Source organism: Flavobacterium sp., from assembly GCF_017744675.1.
In the GTDB taxonomy this organism is placed as follows: domain Bacteria; phylum Bacteroidota; class Bacteroidia; order Flavobacteriales; family Flavobacteriaceae; genus Flavobacterium.
Map to the genome: position 1 here is coordinate 1 of NZ_JAGIAV010000009.1, position 19,297 is coordinate 19,297.

The window sequence follows — 19,297 nt, forward strand, 5'->3', positions numbered from 1 at the left end:
AGTGTGATTTCTCCTTCGTCGAAATGACAAAACAAACAAAATAACTTTGCGACTTAGCGCCTTTGCGAGATTAAAAAAAATCAGCAGAATCAGCTTAAATCAACAAAAATCTGCGTAAAATAAAAAACTTCGCGTCTTAGTGACTTTGTGGCAAATGCGAACTATTAAAAATCAAATCCAATCCACCAGAAATTAAATGGGCAATTTCAGGACGTCTTTCTTTCAATTGATCCAGATAAACCAACACTTCTTGCAAAAGTTGTTTTTCATTTGAATCTTTTAAAACCTCAGCAATTTCAACAGCTAAAAGCCAATCGTTTGCGTGATTGTTTTTTAGTTTTTCAAAAACAGATTGCAATTCAGTTTGCGAATTTTTATTGTTTCGAATGTCGCGGACAGTTGCATATAAATGCTCTAATTCGTCGCGTTCCTCTGTATGTTTTGCTTTAATCGTTTTAGTGGAAGGAACAATATTGATCAAATCAAAACTATTGACATCTGCAGGACCAGAAAAAGCAGAAATTACTTTTTTGCCAATTGCCATATCGTAATTGCCCCATTCAGGCTGAAACAAAATCGTTTCTCCATGTGTTACAGTACAATTTTTAAAACTAATTAAAATGATTTCTCCGTGTAAGTTTCTAGAACCTGTAATAATTTCACCCTCAACTATAATATTGCCTTCAAACTCCAATTTTACCGTTTCATTTTCTACAATTCGGTACGCTTGCAAATCCTTCGGACTCATATCTTCAATAGCAAGATTAAAGCCTTTCAGTTTTCCAATTGGACTTCCAAATCCGTGTGGATGTGTAAGAGTTCCGTGACCTACTAATTCTTTTTCGCGGTAAGAAAGAGCCGTTTTTCCTGTAGTTTGAATATAAACCGGTTTTCCTTCTTCTTCAATTACATTAGTAAAAACTCCTGAGATTTGTAAGCCTGTACTCAATTCAATTGTTCCTAAAGCATTCGATTGAATCAGTTTCTTAATTCCGGATAAACCTCCAGTTCGTAAAGCCATTTTGTTAGCAAACTCTTCCAGAATCAAACTCAAATGAGAGAAAGTTGGCGTTACATAAAGTTGCGGTTGCAGCTGCGTAATATCAAAATTCTGATTGGCTGCAGAAATATCATAAGGGATTTTCTTCACATTATCAGTCATGCAGTGAGCGCTTTCGCCAATAGAAGAAAGTAATCCGGCACCATAAATTTTCGGGTTTTCAACCGTTCCAATCAAACCGTATTCTACTGTCCACCAATGCAGATTTCTAATTTGAGCCATTTCAGACAATTCGCCCATATCATTTTGCAAATCAGCAACTACTTTTTCAGCGGCATCAATTTTTTCTTGTGGCGTATCTTCAGCTTCCTTCAAAATCGAAAGCAAACGAATCGCTTCGTACATCTGATAATCTTTATGAGAAGAAATCGCTTTGCATCCAATTTCACCAAAACGTCTTAAATATTCAGCATATTCTGGATTGGCAATAATAGGAGCGTGGCCAGCACCTTCGTGAATGATGTCTGGAGCAGGAGTATATTCAATGTGTTCTAATTGTCTAATATCTGAAGCAATAACCAAAACGTTATAAGCCTGGAATTCCATAAAAGCATTTGGCGGAATAAATCCGTCAACGGCAACTGCAGCCCAACCAATTTCGCTTAGAATTCGATTCATGCCATACATACTCGGAATAGAATCGACTTCAATTCCTGTTTTGCGTAAACCTTCCAAATAAGAATGATGTGCGACTTTAGAAAGATAATCAACATTTTTGCGCATAACATATCTCCAAACCGCTTGATTGATAGGAGTGTAATCGCTATAATCTTGAGGTTTAATAAATTGCTGTAAATGCTTAGGCAATCGATCTAATAAAGGGTTGGTTTCAATATTTGGATTCATTTCGAAAACGATGTAGATTAGATTGTAAAATTACGAATTTACAGCTCGATTTTTTATCATCCATCACAAAATTTTTATTCGAAAGTGTATTTTATTGCGTTTTATTGATTTTATAGCCTGAGAAGAAAAGTGTTTTTTAGCAGTCGTGATTTTCGTAATTCACTTTTTCCATTGTGCTTTCGTGGCTTTCAATTTCCTTTTTAGTCATTGTAGCTTCTTTCAGCTCAACTTTCAGCTGTTTTTTAGTGTCTGGACTAATCCATAAACCTGAAAAAGTATTTCCTGTTTTTTGCAAAATGAAAACACCGCTAAATCCATGCTCCACCATTATAAACTCATTTTCTTTTTTCTTGTTTTGAGTAATATCAAGCTGGATCCAATTTTTAGATTTATTTAAACGATACATCGAAGTATACATCAAATCGGCAGTACAGGGATTTTCTTCTGTTTTAATGTAAATCGTTACAGGAGTTTTTCCATCGACAGTTCCTTTGTACAAATTAGAAACCGAAGTCTGAGATTGTGCCGATAACTGATTTAAGAATGAGCAACAGATTGCAATAAAGAAAATTACTTTTTTCATAATTAAAAGAATATAGATTTGGGTTTAATTCATTTAATCAAATATATAGTTCTGTTTTTTATTTGGAAGAAATTATTTAAGATTTTTTGATGCGTTTCTCATTTCATTCTCGGCGTTTCTAAAATATTCAATTTTGTGGCTGAACATGAAGGCCATATTGGTAGCGCGCATTTTGGCTTCTTCGGTTATAGGGCCAGCAAATTGAGCATCGATTGTGGAATTGAAAATGGCAATCCAGCGGTCAAAATGCGTTTTGTCTACAGGTAGTTGTTTATGCGGAGGAAATGGAGTTCCAGAATAAGCTCGAACGTCAAACAAAATGGTCTGCCAAAAATTGTACATTTTTTGCAAATGTGGTTCCCAACGATCTTGCAGTTTATCATTAAAAATAGGACCAATTAAATCATCTTTTCGAACATTCGCATAAAAGCTGTTTACCATTTGCTGAATGTCTTCTATTGTAGATATATCTTTTAAAGCTGTCATTTTTTATTGCATTTTATAGTAAATGCAAAAATACAATATATCTTTCTTTTGCTTCCCTGATAATTGTCATATGTCCTTTGAATGCTAGTAAAATGACAATTTGTAAGGATTTGTATAGATTTTACAATTTATGATGAGTTATTCTGTTTTTTGCGGGTAAGTTTTTTATGGTTTATTGTTTTTTAAAATATTGTATTTCAGTATTTTGAAAAACAATAAGATGAGTTTTTGTTATATCGTTTTTTTTAATTTGATGTGTATTTGTAAAGTTGGTTAATTGAGAATATTGTAAAAATACTCATAATATTGTGATGTTTTAGTAAAATAAAACTGAATAAATAAGAAAAACTAATTATCAAACCAAAAACCACAAAAGAATGCACAAAACTACTCAAACACCTACAAATCGGGTATGTAAAGCGGTTAAATTGCTATGTTGCAGTTCGCTTTTATTTATGAACAGCTTAAATGCTCAGACGGTAACTTCTTGGATAACTTCAGGAGATCAGACGAAACTTCTTCAACAGCAAGCTACAGTAAGCTTCGGAACCAATTCTGGAACGAATCCATCGACAGTAACAGTAAATGCAGGAACTACTTATCAAACCATGGATGGGTTTGGTTACACACTTACCGAAGGAAGCTGTGAAGTCATTTCTGGAATGGCAGCCACGCAGCAAAATCAATTGTTGAATGATTTATACAATCCAACAACAGGATTAAATGCAAGTGTGGTTCGTATCAGTATTGGAGCTTCAGATTTAAGCAGTTCTTCTTACAGCTATAACGAAACTTCAGGAGATACGAATATGAATAATTTCAGTTTGAACGGACCTGATTTAACGTATTTGGTTCCAATCATTAAAAAAATCTTACTGATTAATCCAAACATCAAAATCTTGGCAACACCTTGGTCTCCGCCAAGATGGATGAAAACCAATGGCTCTTGGGTTGGAGGTTCACTGCAAACGCAGTATTATGCGGCTTATGCGAAATATTTCGTAAAATATTTTGATGCTATGAAAGCACAAGGTATTAATATTTGGGCAATTACACCACAGAATGAACCAGAAAATCCAAACAACGAGCCAAGTATGCTGATGAATTCTACAGAACAGAAGAATTTTATTAATCAACAGCTTGGGCCACAGATGGCTGCTGCAGGTTATGGCAATATAAAAATCATTGCTTTTGATCATAATTGCGATAATACGGCTTATCCAATTGATGTTTTAAACAACAGTTCGTATGTTGATGGAGCAGCATTCCATTTGTATTTAGGAAATATCTCTGCGATGTCAACTGTAAAAACACAGACCAATAAAAATGTTTATTTTACAGAACAATATACCGGATCAGGAGGAAGTTTTAGCGGAGATTTTGGCTGGCACATGCAAAATGTTGTTATTGGAAGCACAACAAATTGGTCAAAAACAGTTTTAGAATGGAACGCGGCCAACAATTCAAGCTATGGTCCGCGCACTCCGGGCGGATGTACTACCTGCTTGGGCGCAATTACGGTTAATAATAGTACAAGTTATACCAAAAATGTGGCGTACTACATTATCGGGCAGATTTCAAAATTTGTAAAACCAGGCGCGGTGCGAATTGGAGCTTCAAGTTCAAGCGGAAGTATTCAGTCGGTTGCTTTCAAAAATACTGACGGAACAACGGCGCTTGTAGTGTACAATTCAGGCGGATCATCTAATACAATTAAAGTCGTTTCTGGATCATCAGCATTTGATTATGCTGTTCCAGCTTCATCTGCGGTTACCTTTACTTGGGGTACTGCAACGCCACCAGTTACAGAATTTCCGGGTTATTACAACATTATTTCAAGAAACAGCAATAAAGGTTTAGACGTTGCTGATAACGCTACTACAAGCGGAGCGCGCATTCAGCAGTATGATGTTACAAACGGAGGAGGAAGCAATCAGCGTTGGAAATTTGTGTCTGATGGAAGCGGTAATTACTACATTATCGTAAAATCTACAGGAATGTATCTGGCTGTTGAAAATAACGGAACAGCGGATGGTTTAAAAGTGCAACAGAAAACATTCTCATCTTCAAACGAATTTAAATGGACGGTAACAAGTCTTGGATCAGGATATTATAAAATTATAAATGTAAACAGCGGTAAATCTCTAGATGTTGAAAATGTTTCTACGGCAAATGGTGCCAATATTCAAGTTTGGGCTTACACAGGAGGCTTAAACCAGCAATGGCAGTTTGTTCAGGTTGAAACAACGGCAAAAAGTGCACTAGCTGTTGAAAATGTTGCTGTTGAAAATACAAGTCCGAATGATATGATGATTTTTGTTGATGAAACAGACGATGCTTTAAAAATTGACACCAATCATGAAGGAGCTGGAGAGGTACAGGTATTCAATATTACTGGACAGCCTGTTTTAAAGAAGAATGTAAATTTTGTAAAAGGAAATCAAGCTAAAATAGAAATTTCTCGATTGCCAAAAGGCGTTTATGTTGTAAAAGTAAGCGACAGTAAAGGTTCGTATTCGAAAAAAATCTTGAAGCAATAATTACATCCACAATTCAATTAGTAATTTGTATTGAATTTGAAAAGGCTGTCATCCCATCTGACAGCCTTTGTTTTTTATTATCCAATTAACTGAGTAAACAAATCTTGATTGTCATTTAAGTATTGAAATTCAAAACCATTTTCGGTCATTTTTAATTTAATCGGCATAATATCGTTTTTGTTTTTCAATTCTAAACCAACTACAACAGAACCCACTTCACGACTGTTTTTCTTAGCAAATTGAAAATAAGTGATGTCGTCATCAGGTCCTAGAATATTATTTACGAATTCTTTTAAAGCTCCTGGGCGTTGCGGAAACTGAATCATAAAATAATGCATCAAACCTTCATAAAGCAATGAGCGTTCTTTTATTTCGGCTGTTCTTTCTATATCATTATTGCTTCCGCTTACGATGCAAACGACATTTTTTCCTTTAATTTTTTCTTTATAAAAGTCCAAAGCGGCAATTGTCAAAGCGCCAGCAGGTTCTACAACCATGGCTTCTTCATTGTACAATCTTAAAATGGTGGTGCAGACTTTTCCTTCTGGAACTAGAATAATATCTTCTAAATTATAACGACAGATTTCGAAAGTTTTGTCTCCAACTTGTTTCACAGCCGCACCGTCTACAAACTTATCGATTGATTTTAGCGGTGTATTTTTATTTTCCTCGATCGAAGTTTTCATTGAAGGTGCACCTTTTGGTTCAACTCCAATGATTTTGGTATGCGGACTCAAATGTTTAAAGACTTCAGATAGCCCAGATGCCAGTCCGCCGCCACCAATTGGAACAAAAACATAATCGATTGGTTCTTTAAAACTTTCCAAGATTTCTAATCCGACAGTTCCTTGCCCAGCGATTACTTTTTCATCGTCAAAAGGGTGAATGAATGTTTTGTGGTTTTTGATGGCATCGGCAGTTGCAGAGGCGTACGCGTCATCAAAAGTATCTCCAGTTAGAACAATTTCTACAAACGATTTTCCGAATAATTGGACTTGTTTTACTTTCTGTTTTGGAGTGGTTTTTGGCATGTAGATTTTGCCATGAATTTTCAGAAGATTACACGAATAAGCTACACCTTGCGCATGATTTCCTGCACTGGCGCAAACAATTCCGTTTGCTTTTTCTTTTTCGTTTAACGAAGAAATTTTATTGTATGCGCCCCGAATTTTGTACGAACGAACAATTTGCAAATCTTCTCTTTTTAATAAAATAGTAGATTCAAATTCGTCTGAAAGGTTCAAGTTTTGTGTAAGCGGAGTAGCAGCAACTACATTTTCGAGATGCTTTTGGGCATTAAGTACTTCTTCAAATAAACTCATGATGTTTTGTTTTTTGCCACGAATTACACAGATCCACACAAATTTTTATTTACAATTTGAAAAAGCAATTCGTGCTAATTTGTGTAATTCGTGGCGACTTTTTAATTATCCTTAAAATAAAAAACCTCCCAATTGGGAGGTTTCTATACATTATATTTTTACATACTTATATAACACCTCGCCACTACTGCTGAATTGCAATAATGCTAATAATAGCGATAATAATGTTATTAAAGTTTTTCATTTTTTAGCTGATTGAATAGCAAATGTAAATAATTATTTTTTTACTGGCGGATATTGAGCTAAAATTTTGGTAACAAATTCAGTAATTCTAGCATCTTTTTTATCTATTCCATTGTACAAAGTACCAATTCCTTGGCCTTGCCAGATCATTTCTTTTTTCTTAGCGTCAATTAAATCAATAAACAAAGTTCCTTCGGTGTATCTAGAAACAGATGTTCCTCCGTACATGTAAGGATTCCATCCATAGCCCCATCCGTAGCCATAACCATAACCCCATCCAGCATAATATTGATTAACATCAACTTGTTCTTTAGATTTGGTAAAAATGTTTATTAGCAAATCTGGGTTTTCACTTTTAGTAAAACCTTTGGCCTCCATTTGCACATCGATTGCTTTTAAGATTCGTTTTTTATCCAAATCAGAAATTTCGACCTTATCAATTCCGGGCTTAAAAAAAGCGTACGTTTTATAAGGTGTAAAATCTACCGTTTTGTCATAATCAGAATAAGCACTTACCGAATCGCATGAGGCAAGTAATAAAAGTAAAAGAATCGGAATAAATTTTAATGCTTTCATATGTTTAATATTTAATGTTCTCATTTTGCTGAATAAGAATGCTTTGGTTTAAAGTAGGCTTTCGTCAACTAAATTTGGCAAAGTCACTTTTAATAAAGGCTCAACTTCCATGGCTCTTTTGATAGCAAAAACAGCACCTTCATTTCGAGCCCAACTTCTTCTTGAAATTCCGTTGTTAACATCCCAGAAAAGCATTGAAGCTAAACGCTTTGAAGCCTCTGTAGAACCATCAAGAACCATACCAAATCCGCCGTTTATAACCTCTCCCCAGCCAACTCCACCACCATTATGAATAGAAACCCAAGTTGCTCCTCTAAAGCTGTCTCCAATCACATTATGAATCGCCATATCGGCTGTAAAACGTGATCCGTCATAGATGTTTGAAGTTTCTCTATAAGGCGAGTCAGTTCCAGAAACGTCATGATGATCGCGCCCTAAAACCACAGCACCAATTTCGCCTTTTGCAATGGCTTGATTAAATGCTTCAGCAATCTTGATTCTTCCTTCTGCATCAGCATACAAAATACGAGCTTGAGAACCTACAACCAGTTTATTTTCTTGCGCGCCTTTAATCCACTTAATGTTATCCTGCATTTGCTGCTGAATTTCATTAGGAGCAGTCTCAGCCATTTTTTCTAAAACTTCACACGCAATCGCATCTGTTTTTAATAGATCTTCTGGTTTACCCGAAGTACAAACCCAGCGGAAAGGCCCAAATCCATAATCGAAACACATTGGTCCCATAATATCCTGAACGTAACTCGGATATTTAAAATCGATATTATTTTCTGCCATTACATCTGCCCCTGCACGAGAAGCTTCTAATAAAAAGGCATTTCCATAATCAAAAAAGTAGGTTCCTTTTGTAGTGTGCTTGTTGATGGCATCGGCATGGCGACGCAAACTTTCTTGAACTTTTTCTTTGAATAAATCTGGATTTTCAGCCATCAATTTGTTAGCCTCTTCAAACGAAATTCCAACTGGATAATAGCCTCCAGCCCAAGGATTATGAAGCGAAGTTTGGTCTGAACCTAAATCAATTTTGATGTTTTCCTGATCAAAACGTTCCCAAACATCAACCACATTTCCTAAATAAGCAATTGAAACGGTTTCTTTTTTAGCTTTCGCCAACGCCACTCTGGCAACCAATTCGTCTGTAGAAGTTACCACTTCGTTAATCCAGCCTTGGTCGTGACGGATTTTAGTAATCTTTGGATTCACCTCAGCACAAACCGTAATACAGCCTGCAATATTTCCTGCTTTTGGCTGCGCGCCCGACATTCCGCCAAGACCGGAAGTTACAAATAAATTTCCTTCTGGATTTTGTTTTATTTTTCTGAAACCATTCAAAACCGTAATCGTAGTTCCGTGAACAATTCCTTGTGGTCCAATATACATATAACTTCCCGCAGTCATTTGCCCATATTGCGAAACTCCCAAAGCATTCATTCTTTCCCAATCGTCAGGTTTAGAATAATTTGGGATAACCATTCCGTTTGTAACCACAACTCTTGGTGCTTCTTTATGCGAAGGGAATAATCCCATCGGATGTCCAGAATACATCGTTAACGTCTGCTCATCTGTCATTTCAGACAAATATTGCATCGTCAGTAAATATTGTGCCCAGTTTTGGAAAACAGCTCCGTTTCCTCCGTAGGTAATCAATTCATGCGGATGCTGAGCCACAGCGTAATCCAGATTGTTCTGGATCATGTGCATAATGGCTTTTGCCTGCAAAGATTTTCCTGGATATTCGTCAATTGGTCGTGCGTACATTTTGTAATCTGGTCGAAGACGATACATGTAAATACGCCCGTAAGTTTCTAATTCTTCCGAAAATTCAGGAAGTAATTCAGCGTGATGTTTTGGATCAAAATAACGCAAAGCATTTTTTAGCGCCAGCTTTTTTTCTTCTGCCGAAAGGATTTCTTTTCGTTTCGGAGCATGATTAATAGCCGGATCGTAAGCCTGCTTTGGAGGTAATATAGAAGGTATTCCTTGTTGTATTTGTTCTTTGAAAGTCATTTTTTAAGATGCTGAGTTGCTAAGAATCTAAGCTACTAAGTCGCTAAGGTAGCTTTGTTAGATTAACAACAGATTAATTTTTTGTTTTTTTAATTATGTCGCCCGCTGGGGCTTTAATGTGACAGACTGCTAATTGATGCTATAAATATGTCGCTCCTAACGGAGTTTATAAAAAATATCCAATCCAAATTTAAAGCCTTGGAAAGACGAAATATTTATAGAAATCATAATCACCCATAAGAAGCTCCAGCGGAGCGAAATATTGATTAGGAAAATTAAATTCTCAATTGGAATTTGGACCCGAGCGACAGCAAACAGGCGAATCAATTTAAAAAATGAAATTTATTTTTAATTATCTAATTTTCAAATCGCCACATTTTCTAATTTAAAAAAACTAGGGATAACGGATATCCGACCTGTGATAGGATTTGTGGATTTTAATCCTGAATTTTTGTGAATGGATATCCATTTTATGATTTTAGATTGTTGGTTTTAGATTGGAATTTGGAATTTTCAAATTTGGAATTTAATTTTCAAAATTATCAAATTGTCATATTTTCTAATTGCGTTTGCGAATTTCTCCTGTTCTTTTGTCAAATCCGTAAGGACAATGGCGACAGCCACTCTTGCAGCAGTAACCCCGTTTTAAATGATATTTTTCGGTAAAGCATTTATAACCTTCGGGTGTATAATAAAAATCTTCGCCTTCGATTAATTTATTTTCATTACTTTGCTCTTTCATAAATCTGCTTCGTGTTCTTTTCTGATAAATTAAAATCAAAAATAAAAATATTTGATTATGATTTTATTGAAATCGAACAATTTTATAGCTACAAATTTATAAATTTTACAGCCAATGTTTCTGATTGTTGCTAAATATTTAATTCCGAAAGGATATCGAGGAATGGCTGTATTTCCTTTTGTTTTGATGAAATATGATTTTGATAAAGCAAATGGAGTTTTTGTCAATCACGAAAAAATACATTTGAGACAACAGTTAGAAATGCTAATTCTTCCATTCTTTATTTGGTACATTTTGGAATTCTTTATTCGGCTAATTCAATATAAAAACAAAGATTTGGCTTATCGAAATATTAGTTTTGAAAGAGAAGCTTACGCCAAAGAAACCGATTTGAATTATCTGAAAAAGCGATCATTTTTTCAGTTTCTGAATTACATTAAATTAAAATGAAGGTTTTCAATCAATTCATAAATATTAGTTTTCCGAATGATATTTCGCTGACAATAAAGCGTGAAGATCTCATTCATCCTTTTGTTTCGGGAAATAAATTCAGAAAACTAAAATACAATCTGCTTCAGGCGAAAGCCGAAAATAAAACCACTTTATTAACTTTCGGTGGAGCATTTTCCAACCATATTGCAGCGGTGGCTTATGCAGGAAAAGAGCAAGGATTTAAAACTATAGGCATCATTCGCGGAGATGAACTTTTGGATAAAATTGAAGAAAATCCAACCTTAAAATTCGCTCAAGAAAACGGAATGCAATTTGAGTTTGTTTCAAGAGAAGAATATCGTTTAAAAAGTGAAGCCTCTTTTATAGAAAAGCTAGCTGTCAAATTTGGAGATTTTTATCTGGTTCCTGAAGGTGGCACAAACGAATTGGCTGTAAAAGGCTGTGAAGAGATTTTGACAAACGAAGATTCGGTTTTTAATTACGTTTGCTGTGCTGTAGGAACAGGCGGGACAATTTCGGGACTAATTAATAGTTCGCTGCAAAATCAGAAAATTTTGGGCTTTCCAGCGTTAAAAGGTGACTTTTTAAACGATGAAATTCGTATTTTTGCAAAAAAAGATAACTGGAATTTAATTTCTGACTATCATTTTGGAGGTTATGGCAAGATAAATTTAGAACTAATTCAATTTATTAATGCTTTTTTTGAAAAAACAAAAGTGCCCTTAGATCCAATTTATACAGGAAAGATGGTTTTTGGCGTTATAGATTTAATCAGCAAAAATTATTTTCCTGCACATTCAAAAATTTTACTCATTCATACAGGCGGATTGCAGGGAATTGACGGAATGAATATAAAGTTGAAGCAGAAGAAATTACCAATACTCAAAACCAATGATTAAAAAAATTGTATTACTTCTCGTAATATTAGCTTTAGCAAGCTGCTCTTCTAGTAAGCCTGCCATCGCGACGACTAAAAAAGCGGCCGCAGTTCAAACCCGAACGGCATCGGCAAAAAGAAGTACTCCTGTTAAGCCAATTGGCAAAAATTACCCTTCTACAAATAACACAACTGAGGTTATTCAATCTACTTCGAAAACAGTTGTTACCAGCGATTTAATTAATAATTATGTGTTGCAATACAAAGATATTGCAATGGGAAACATGAAAACGTACGGAATTCCAGCAAGTATTATTCTAGCTCAGGGAATTTTGGAATCTGGTGCGGGTCGAGGAGATTTAGCCGTAGATGCGAATAATCATTTTGGAATAAAATGTCATAATGACTGGTTGGGAGAAAGTGTTCGTCACGACGATGATTCGGCTCAAGAATGCTTTAGAAAATATCCTCAGGCTTCAGAATCATATAGAGATCACGCACTATTTTTGGTTGGGAAAAAGCGATATGCAAGTTTATTTACTTACGAAAAAGACGATTATAAAGCTTGGGCAAAAGGGCTTAGAGTTTGCGGCTATGCAACAGATCCGAAATATCCAGATAAGCTGATTAGTTATATTGAGCGTTACAATCTGCATCAATATGATTGTCAAGTTACAGGAAGAAATTATGTGCCTATAAATACTTCAACTTCGGCTCCAGCAAAAAAATCATCTTATGATGTAGCTTCTGATCCGAAAATCAATATGGCTCCATACGATCCGAATTTATATGAAGTTCAAAAAGGAGATACTTTGTATTCCATTTCAAAGAAATTCAATTTATTGGTTGAGGATTTAAAAAAGAAAAATAATCTGACTGATAATGCCATTTCGATAGGGCAAAGACTGAAAGTGAAGTGATTTTTTAGTCTCAGTGACAGTTTACAGCCAATCTAAAATCTAAAGTCTAAAATCAGAAATCTAAAATTATAATGTTATATAAAAGAAGTAGTCAGCTTTTTGCTGAAGCAGAAAAAGTAATTCCGGGAGGAGTAAATTCACCAGTAAGAGCATTTAAAGCCGTTGGCGGAACTCCGATTTTTGTAAAAAGTGCTAAAGGTGCTTATTTATATGATGAAGACGGAAATAAATTAATCGATTATATTAACTCTTGGGGGCCAATGGTTTTAGGCCACGCTTATGAGCCGGTTGTTGATGCTGTAATCGAAAAAGCAAAGCTAGGAACTTCATTTGGTATGCCAACAGAATTGGAAACAGAGATTGCAGCTTTGGCTGTTTCTATGGTTCCAAATATTGATAAAATTCGTTTTGTGAATTCGGGTACAGAGGCTTGTATGAGTGCAATTCGTCTGGCTCGCGGATTTACAAAAAGAGATAAAATTGTAAAATTTGCAGGCTGTTACCACGGACATTCAGATTCATTTTTGATTCAAGCAGGAAGTGGAGCGGTTACTTTTGGTTCTCCAAATAGTCCTGGAGTTACACAAGGAACGGCAAAAGATACTTTATTGGCAAAATACAATGATTTAGAGAATGTAAAAACTCTAGTAGAGGCTAATAAAGGAGAAATTGCGGCGATTATTATTGAAGCAGTTGCAGGAAATATGGGCTGTATTCCGCCTCAGGAAGGTTTCTTGCAAGGTTTAAGAGATTTGTGTACTGCAAACGGAATCTTATTGATTTTTGACGAAGTAATGACAGGTTTCCGTTTAGCTCGTGGTGGAGTTCAGGAATTATATGGCATTGATGCTGATATCGTAACTTTTGGAAAAGTTATTGGTGGAGGATTGCCAGTTGGAGCTTTTGCGGCACGTGAAGAAATTATGAATCATTTAGCGCCTCTTGGGCCAGTTTACCAAGCAGGAACATTATCTGGAAATCCATTAGCAATGGCTGCTGGATTGGCAATGTTGAAAGCACTTGATTCTGACAGAGAAATTTTTACTCGTTTAGAAGAAAAAACAGCTTACTTAGAAGCAGGAATCGATAGAGTTTTAAAAGCAAATAACGTTGTTTTCACCATCAATAGAGTAGGTTCCATGATTTCGGTTCACTTTGATGCAAATCCAGTTACCGATTTTCAAACTGCAGCAAAAGGAGATAACGAAACGTTCAAGAAATTCTTCCACGGATTATTGCAAGAAGGAGTTTATATCGCGCCATCTGCATACGAAACATGGTTTATTACAGATGCATTGACATATGAAGATTTAGATTTTACAATCAATGCGATTGATAAAGTATCAAAAACATTTTAATACAAAAAGGAGGCTTTAAGCCTCCTTTTCTTTTTTAGAACCAGATTATTTTTTGTTTGTTCTGTATTCTTTCATTTTGTCTTGATGCTCTTTTTGAATTGCAGTCCATTTTTGGTATTGGTCTGTAGTCAAAATAGATTTCATTTTAGCATCATACGCTTTATGATCTGCTTCCATTTGTTTTTTCATGGCTTTTTTTTCAGCGTCGGTTGGCTGAGCCGTAGAATCTCTTCTGCTTTTTCTAAGCATCGCCATTTTTGTGCTTCTGTCAGATAAAAGTTCACTCACTTGTTTTTGCTGTTCTGCATTTAAGTTTAAATCTGTTGTCAGTTTTTGCAAATGTGCTTGATCGCGTTCTTGAGGCGATTTGTGATCTTTACCTCTGTGATGGCCCTTATGTTCTTTTTTCAGTGCCGTCCATTTAGTATATTGGTCAGCAGTTAAAATCGATTTCATTTTAGCATCAGTAGCTGCTTTTTCTGCATCCATTTGTTTTCTGAAAGCCGCTTTTTCTTCAGCAGTTGGAGGCGTTTTGCTATCTTTTCTACTTTCTTTAAATTTCTCCGCTTTGGCACTTTTTTCTGCGATGAGCTGTTTGACTTGCTCTTGCTGTTTTTTATCTAAATTTAAATCAGAAGTCAATTTTTGCAAACGTTTTTCGTTACGCTGCTCTGGAGTTAATTTTTCTTGTTGATCTTGTGCCGGCTTCTGATTGATGTCTTGCGCAAAACTTACCATTCCAACGAATAATAAAGCTGCAATAAATAATTTTTTCATTTTTCGTCTATTTAAAGGTTTATAGCAATTAGACTTTGATCAAATTATTAAGTTTAATGGCGTTTTGAGGTTTATCTTTTATTTAACAGAAACTATTAAGGAAAGTTTAAAGAATGTTTAGAAACAAAAAAGAGGCTTAATCTGCCTCTTTTTATTAGTTACTGTCTTTTCTATATTCCTTCATTTTCTCTCTTGCCTTGTCTTTGTTTTCTTCCTGGATAGCTTTCCATTTGGTATATTGGTCGGCATTCAAAATCGCTTTCATTTTGGCATCATTTGCATCTCTTTCAGCCAGTAATTCATTTTTAAAAGCTTCTCTTTCTGCAGCAGTTGGTTTAGTGCCACTTTCTTTTTGTTCTTGGCGTGCTGCTCTTAATTTTTCAGCTTTTGCACTTCTGTCTGCCAAAAGCTGTTTTACCTGTGCTTGCTGATTAGCATCAAGATTTAATTCGGTGGTTATTTTTTGAAGTTGTTTTTCGTTGCGCTGTTCTGGCGTCAATCTTTCTTTTTGTGTTTGTGCAAAACTTGCTATTCCAACAAATAGCATAGCTGCGATAAATAATTTTTTCATGTTAAGTTTTTTAATTGTTATACGAGTTAGACTTTTTTTGATGAAACAAGTTTAATTTGAATTTTAAAAATTATATTTTATTTAACAAATTGATTTGTAATGTCTTAAAACGTCTCTTATAAGAGTAATAGTATAGAAATAATTGCTTATTTTTAAGGAACGAACAATTTTACAAATTATAGAATAAAAGATTATGGCCATAAATGCATCATTACAGAACAAAATCGCTTTTTTCTCGACTCAGCCGTACGACAAAACGTTTTTCAATAAGTACAATGAAGACTTTGGTTTTCAATTAGATTTTTTTGAGACGCAACTTAATCCGCAAACAGTTGCTTTAATTGAAGAATGTGAGATTGTTTGTGTTTTTGTAAATGATATTGTAAATGAAATAGTTATCAAACAATTGGCAGAAAAGAAGGTGAAAATAATTGCTTTGCGCTGTGCCGGATTTAATAATGTTGATTTAGAAGCTGCCAAAAAACAGAATATAAAAGTATGCCGAGTTCCTGCGTATTCGCCACAAGCAGTTGCAGAACACGCTATGGCTATGATTTTGACTTTAAACAGAAAAACACATAAAGCTTACAATAGAGTTCGCGAGCAGAATTTCTCTTTAAACGGACTATTAGGTTTCGATTTGTTTGGAAAGACGGTTGGAATTATTGGAACAGGAAATATTGGAAAAGCATTTTCTAAAATCGTATTGGGTTTTGGCTGTAAGGTTTTAGCGTATGATATTGTGGAAAGCGAAGAAATGAAAAATGATGGCGTTTCTTTTGTAGGCTTAGAAGAAATTTTCAAATCAAGTGATATTATTTCGTTGCATTGTCCGTTAAACGATCAGACAAAACATGTAATCAATAAAACTTCGCTTACTTTTATGAAAGACAGTGTAATGATTATTAATACAAGTCGTGGTGGATTAATAGAAACATCGTCTGTAATAGAAGGATTAAAAGAAGGCAAAATTGGTTATTTAGGAATTGATGTATACGAGCAAGAAGAAAAACTATTCTTTAGAGATCTTTCTGCCGATATTATTCAAGACGATGCTATTCAACGATTAATGAGTTTTCCGAATGTTTTGGTAACCGCGCATCAGGCATTTTTTACTAACGAAGCTCTAACTCAGATTGCATTGGTGACTTTTAATAATATAAAATCATTATTGGTGCAGAATGATATTGAGAATAAGGCTGCGTTATTGGTGTAATTCAACAAAGAAACCCGACAGGTTTTAAACATAAAAGAATTTAAATATCTGATCATGAAAAATAAAATTTTAATTCTAATCGGAATTCTGGTTTTGTCTTCTTGCCAAAACAAAGACAATTCAAAAAATATTGTCAAAACTATTGTTCAAGATACGTTGTCTAAAACTCTGGGAGGAACTGCAGATTTAAGTGAAGTTTCTGAAAAAGATAATAAAGCAGTAGCATTAATTCGTAAACAATTGCAGGTTTTATTGAAGAAAGATTTACCCGTAATGTCCAAAGGTCAAAGATTCTTCTATTATGATGCTTTCGATTTAAATAACGATCAGCAAAATGAATATTTTGTTGGTTTCTCCAATTCGTATTTCTGCGGAAGTGGAGGCTGTTCAGGTTATATTCTAAACAATAATGGAAAGGTGATCAATTCGTTTACTGTAACCGATTTTCCAATTTTAGTTACAACCAATTCTTCAGAGAAATTTTATAATCTGCTAATGCAAAGCAGAGGAACATTCTATCTCGTAAAAATGAAAAACGGAAAATATCCATCCAATCCTTCAGTACAAGAAAAATGGAAAGGTCAAGTCCCAAAAGAAACTACTTCTGTTTTAGATATTCAAGGAAAAAAATTGGAGAGGTATTCGTTTTAAATAACAATTTTTAATGTTCCGTAGGAATATCGAGTTGGTAAAAAAAACGGAATATCACTGTTTTGTGTCCTGTAGGGACACCTCTTACTTCGGAATAACTTTGCGAATCAAACGTTCCTACGGAACGTATTACCCTAATGTAAACTTGATTCTACCGACGAGACATTCCTACGGAATGAGGAATTTTTTAAATAAAAAACCCGACAGGTTTTAAAAACCTGTCGGGTTTGAAATATAATTAAAGTCCAGTTAAGCTTTAAAATTTACCCCACCAATTCAACAAATTTAAACTCACCATCAACAACAACTTTAGTCAAACCGTGTTTCGATAAGTTTTTCATAGACGCATCCCATTTTTTACCGCTTAAATTAGCTGTAATTTTAAGCTGTCCTAAATCCATTTTGTTTTCGTTTCCTTTCAATAAATCAACAATAAATTTCTCTTCATCAGAAAGTTCAACTGTTTGTTTTTTCTCAGGACGCATTTGTGGGAACAATAAAACTTCTTGAATAGAAGCATTATTTGTTAAATACATAATCAAACGGTCCATTCCAATTCCCATTCCAGAAGTTGGAGGCATACCGTACTCAAGAGCTCTTAAGAAATCTTCGTCGATAATTCCGTTTGCTTCATCATCACCTTTTGCAGCCAAACGCATTTGATCTTCAAAACGCTCTCTTTGGTCAATTGGATCATTCAGCTCAGAATACGCATTTGCGATTTCTTTTCCACAAACCATTAATTCAAAACGCTCTGTCAAATCTGGATTATCACGGTGCTCTTTACAAAGCGGCGACATTTCTTTTGGATAATCTGTAATGAAAGTCGGCTGAATATAATTTCCTTCACATTTTGCTCCAAAAATCTCATCAATTAATTTTCCTTTACCCATTGTCTCGTCAACCTCAATTCCCATTCCGCGAGCTGCTTCAAACAACTCTTGTTCTGTTTTTCCAGAGATATCAAAACCAGTAAAATGTTTGATAGAATCGGTCATCGTAACACGAGCATAAGGCGCTTTAAAGTTGATTTTGTGCTCGCCAAAAGTAACTTCGCTAGTTCCGTTAACAGCAATTGCGCAATGCTCCAATAAACCTTCAGCAAATTCCATCATCCAGTTGTAGTCTTTGTAAGCTACATATATTTCCATTGCAGTAAACTCAGGATTATGTGTTCTGTCCATACCTTCATTACGGAAGTTTCTAGAGAACTCATAAACACCTTCAAATCCACCAACAATTAATCTTTTCAAATATAACTCATTCGCAATACGCATGTAAAGCGGAATATCAAGCGAGTTGTGGTGCGTAATAAATGGTCTTGCCGAAGCTCCACCAGGAATTGACTGTAAAACAGGAGTGTCAACTTCCAGATATCCTGCATCGTTAAAATAACCACGCATTGCAGTAAATAACTTGGTACGTTTGATAAAAGTTTCTTTAACCTGCGGATTTACAGTTAAATCTACATAACGCATTCTGTAACGCAATTCAGCGTCGTTAAAAGCATCATGTACATTTCCTTCCTCATCAACCTTTGGCAATGGTAACGGACGTAACGTTTTGCTCAAGAAAGTAAAACCAGTTACGCGAATACATTTTGCACCAACTTGTGTAGTAAACAATTCACCTTCAATACCAATAAAATCTCCTAAATCAGTTAATTTTTTGAATACTTGGTTGTACAAAGTTTTATCGTCACCTTCACACAAAACATCGCGATTTACGTACAATTGAATACGTCCTTCGCTGTCTTGTAATTCAGCAAAACAAGCTTTACCTTGATCACGAACACTCATCAAACGACCAGCAACGATAACCTTCTTACCCTCTTCAAACGTTTCCTTTATCTGCTTCGAAGTGTGATTTACAGGAAAAAGATTAGCCGGATAAGGATTGATTCCTAAGTTGCGTAAGTTTTGAAGTTTTTCTCTTCTGATGATTTCTTGTTCTGATAATGCCATTTTGTGCTATTTTTTTTCGTGTGCAAAGATAGTTTTTAAGTCGCAAAGTTGCAAAGTCATAAAGTCTAAAGTTTTAGAAAAGAGTAA

17 protein-coding genes are annotated in these 19,297 nt (G+C 35.0%); 7 read left to right on the forward strand and 10 right to left on the reverse strand.

The features are described 5' to 3' along the window. Positions 1–136: 136 nt before the first annotated feature. From J7574_RS22490 to J7574_RS22500, 3 genes are all read right to left on the reverse strand, one after another. Entirely contained in the window at positions 137–1,906 is a 1,770-nt protein-coding gene (locus tag J7574_RS22490) for an aromatic amino acid hydroxylase (protein ID WP_290974299.1), read from the reverse strand. Positions 1,907–2,042: 136 nt separating this feature from the next. Next, the gene (locus tag J7574_RS22495; protein ID WP_290974301.1) at positions 2,043–2,489 is read right to left on the reverse strand and encodes a hypothetical protein; all 447 of its coding nucleotides are present in this window, start codon (positions 2,487–2,489) and stop codon (positions 2,043–2,045) included. A gap of 72 nt (positions 2,490–2,561) precedes the next feature. Then, positions 2,562–2,975: a group III truncated hemoglobin gene (locus tag J7574_RS22500; protein WP_290974303.1), complete on the reverse strand. Its 414-nt coding sequence runs from the start codon at positions 2,973–2,975 to the stop codon at positions 2,562–2,564. A gap of 377 nt (positions 2,976–3,352) precedes the next feature. On the opposite strand from J7574_RS22500, the gene J7574_RS22505 reads away from it, so the two are divergent. Continuing rightward, complete coding sequence (locus tag J7574_RS22505; protein ID WP_290974305.1) at positions 3,353–5,515, forward strand: RICIN domain-containing protein; 2,163 nt, start codon at positions 3,353–3,355, stop codon at positions 5,513–5,515. Between the two features lie 77 nt (positions 5,516–5,592). Here the strand turns inward: J7574_RS22505 and ilvA are convergent, their stop codons facing one another. The 4 genes from ilvA to J7574_RS22525 all read right to left on the reverse strand — a co-directional run bounded on the left by ilvA (position 5,593) and on the right by J7574_RS22525 (position 10,423). After that, on the reverse strand, positions 5,593–6,837 hold the full coding sequence (gene ilvA, locus J7574_RS22510; RefSeq protein WP_290974307.1) for a threonine ammonia-lyase IlvA: 1,245 nt from the start codon (positions 6,835–6,837) through the stop codon (positions 5,593–5,595). Between the two features lie 276 nt (positions 6,838–7,113). Next, complete coding sequence (locus J7574_RS22515; protein ID WP_290974310.1) at positions 7,114–7,656, reverse strand: DUF4136 domain-containing protein; 543 nt, start codon at positions 7,654–7,656, stop codon at positions 7,114–7,116. Between the two features lie 48 nt (positions 7,657–7,704). Next, the gene (locus J7574_RS22520) at positions 7,705–9,681 is read right to left on the reverse strand and encodes a urocanate hydratase (RefSeq protein ID WP_290974313.1); all 1,977 of its coding nucleotides are present in this window, start codon (positions 9,679–9,681) and stop codon (positions 7,705–7,707) included. Positions 9,682–10,240: 559 nt separating this feature from the next. Beyond that, on the reverse strand, positions 10,241–10,423 hold the full coding sequence (locus J7574_RS22525) for a DUF5522 domain-containing protein (protein ID WP_290974316.1): 183 nt from the start codon (positions 10,421–10,423) through the stop codon (positions 10,241–10,243). A 114-nt stretch (positions 10,424–10,537) separates the two neighbouring features. Here J7574_RS22525 and J7574_RS22530 point away from each other — a divergent pair, with 114 nt between their 5' ends. From J7574_RS22530 to hemL, 4 genes are all read left to right on the forward strand, one after another. Further along, positions 10,538–10,873, forward strand: a complete 336-nt coding sequence (locus J7574_RS22530) for a hypothetical protein (RefSeq protein ID WP_290974319.1) — start codon at positions 10,538–10,540, stop codon at positions 10,871–10,873. Next, positions 10,870–11,775, forward strand: coding sequence for a 1-aminocyclopropane-1-carboxylate deaminase/D-cysteine desulfhydrase (locus J7574_RS22535; protein WP_290974322.1), 906 nt, complete (start codon positions 10,870–10,872; stop codon positions 11,773–11,775). Before J7574_RS22530 ends, J7574_RS22535 begins: the two co-directional genes overlap by 4 nt. Beyond that, positions 11,768–12,673, forward strand: a complete 906-nt coding sequence (locus tag J7574_RS22540) for a glucosaminidase domain-containing protein (RefSeq protein WP_290974325.1) — start codon at positions 11,768–11,770, stop codon at positions 12,671–12,673. Before J7574_RS22535 ends, J7574_RS22540 begins: the two co-directional genes overlap by 8 nt. Positions 12,674–12,744: 71 nt before the next feature. Beyond that, the gene (gene hemL / locus J7574_RS22545) at positions 12,745–14,031 is read left to right on the forward strand and encodes a glutamate-1-semialdehyde 2,1-aminomutase (protein WP_290974328.1); all 1,287 of its coding nucleotides are present in this window, start codon (positions 12,745–12,747) and stop codon (positions 14,029–14,031) included. Between the two features lie 45 nt (positions 14,032–14,076). Here the strand turns inward: hemL and J7574_RS22550 are convergent, their stop codons facing one another. Continuing rightward, on the reverse strand, positions 14,077–14,808 hold the full coding sequence (locus tag J7574_RS22550; protein WP_290974331.1) for a DUF4890 domain-containing protein: 732 nt from the start codon (positions 14,806–14,808) through the stop codon (positions 14,077–14,079). Positions 14,809–14,962: 154 nt separating this feature from the next. Beyond that, complete coding sequence (locus tag J7574_RS22555) at positions 14,963–15,379, reverse strand: hypothetical protein (protein ID WP_290974334.1); 417 nt, start codon at positions 15,377–15,379, stop codon at positions 14,963–14,965. A gap of 193 nt (positions 15,380–15,572) precedes the next feature. Here J7574_RS22555 and J7574_RS22560 point away from each other — a divergent pair, with 193 nt between their 5' ends. Together J7574_RS22560 and J7574_RS22565 are read left to right on the forward strand one after the other, a co-directional pair. Continuing rightward, complete coding sequence (locus J7574_RS22560) at positions 15,573–16,595, forward strand: 2-hydroxyacid dehydrogenase (protein WP_290974337.1); 1,023 nt, start codon at positions 15,573–15,575, stop codon at positions 16,593–16,595. Positions 16,596–16,649: 54 nt separating this feature from the next. Continuing rightward, positions 16,650–17,246: a hypothetical protein gene (locus J7574_RS22565; protein ID WP_290974340.1), complete on the forward strand. Its 597-nt coding sequence runs from the start codon at positions 16,650–16,652 to the stop codon at positions 17,244–17,246. 263 nt (positions 17,247–17,509) lie between these two features. Here J7574_RS22565 and lysS read toward each other — a convergent pair whose 3' ends face one another. Beyond that, positions 17,510–19,210 carry a lysine--tRNA ligase gene (lysS, locus tag J7574_RS22570; protein ID WP_290974344.1) on the reverse strand — a complete coding sequence of 567 codons (1,701 nt, stop codon included), beginning with the start codon at positions 19,208–19,210 and terminating at the stop codon, positions 17,510–17,512. Positions 19,211–19,297 lie beyond the last annotated feature (87 nt).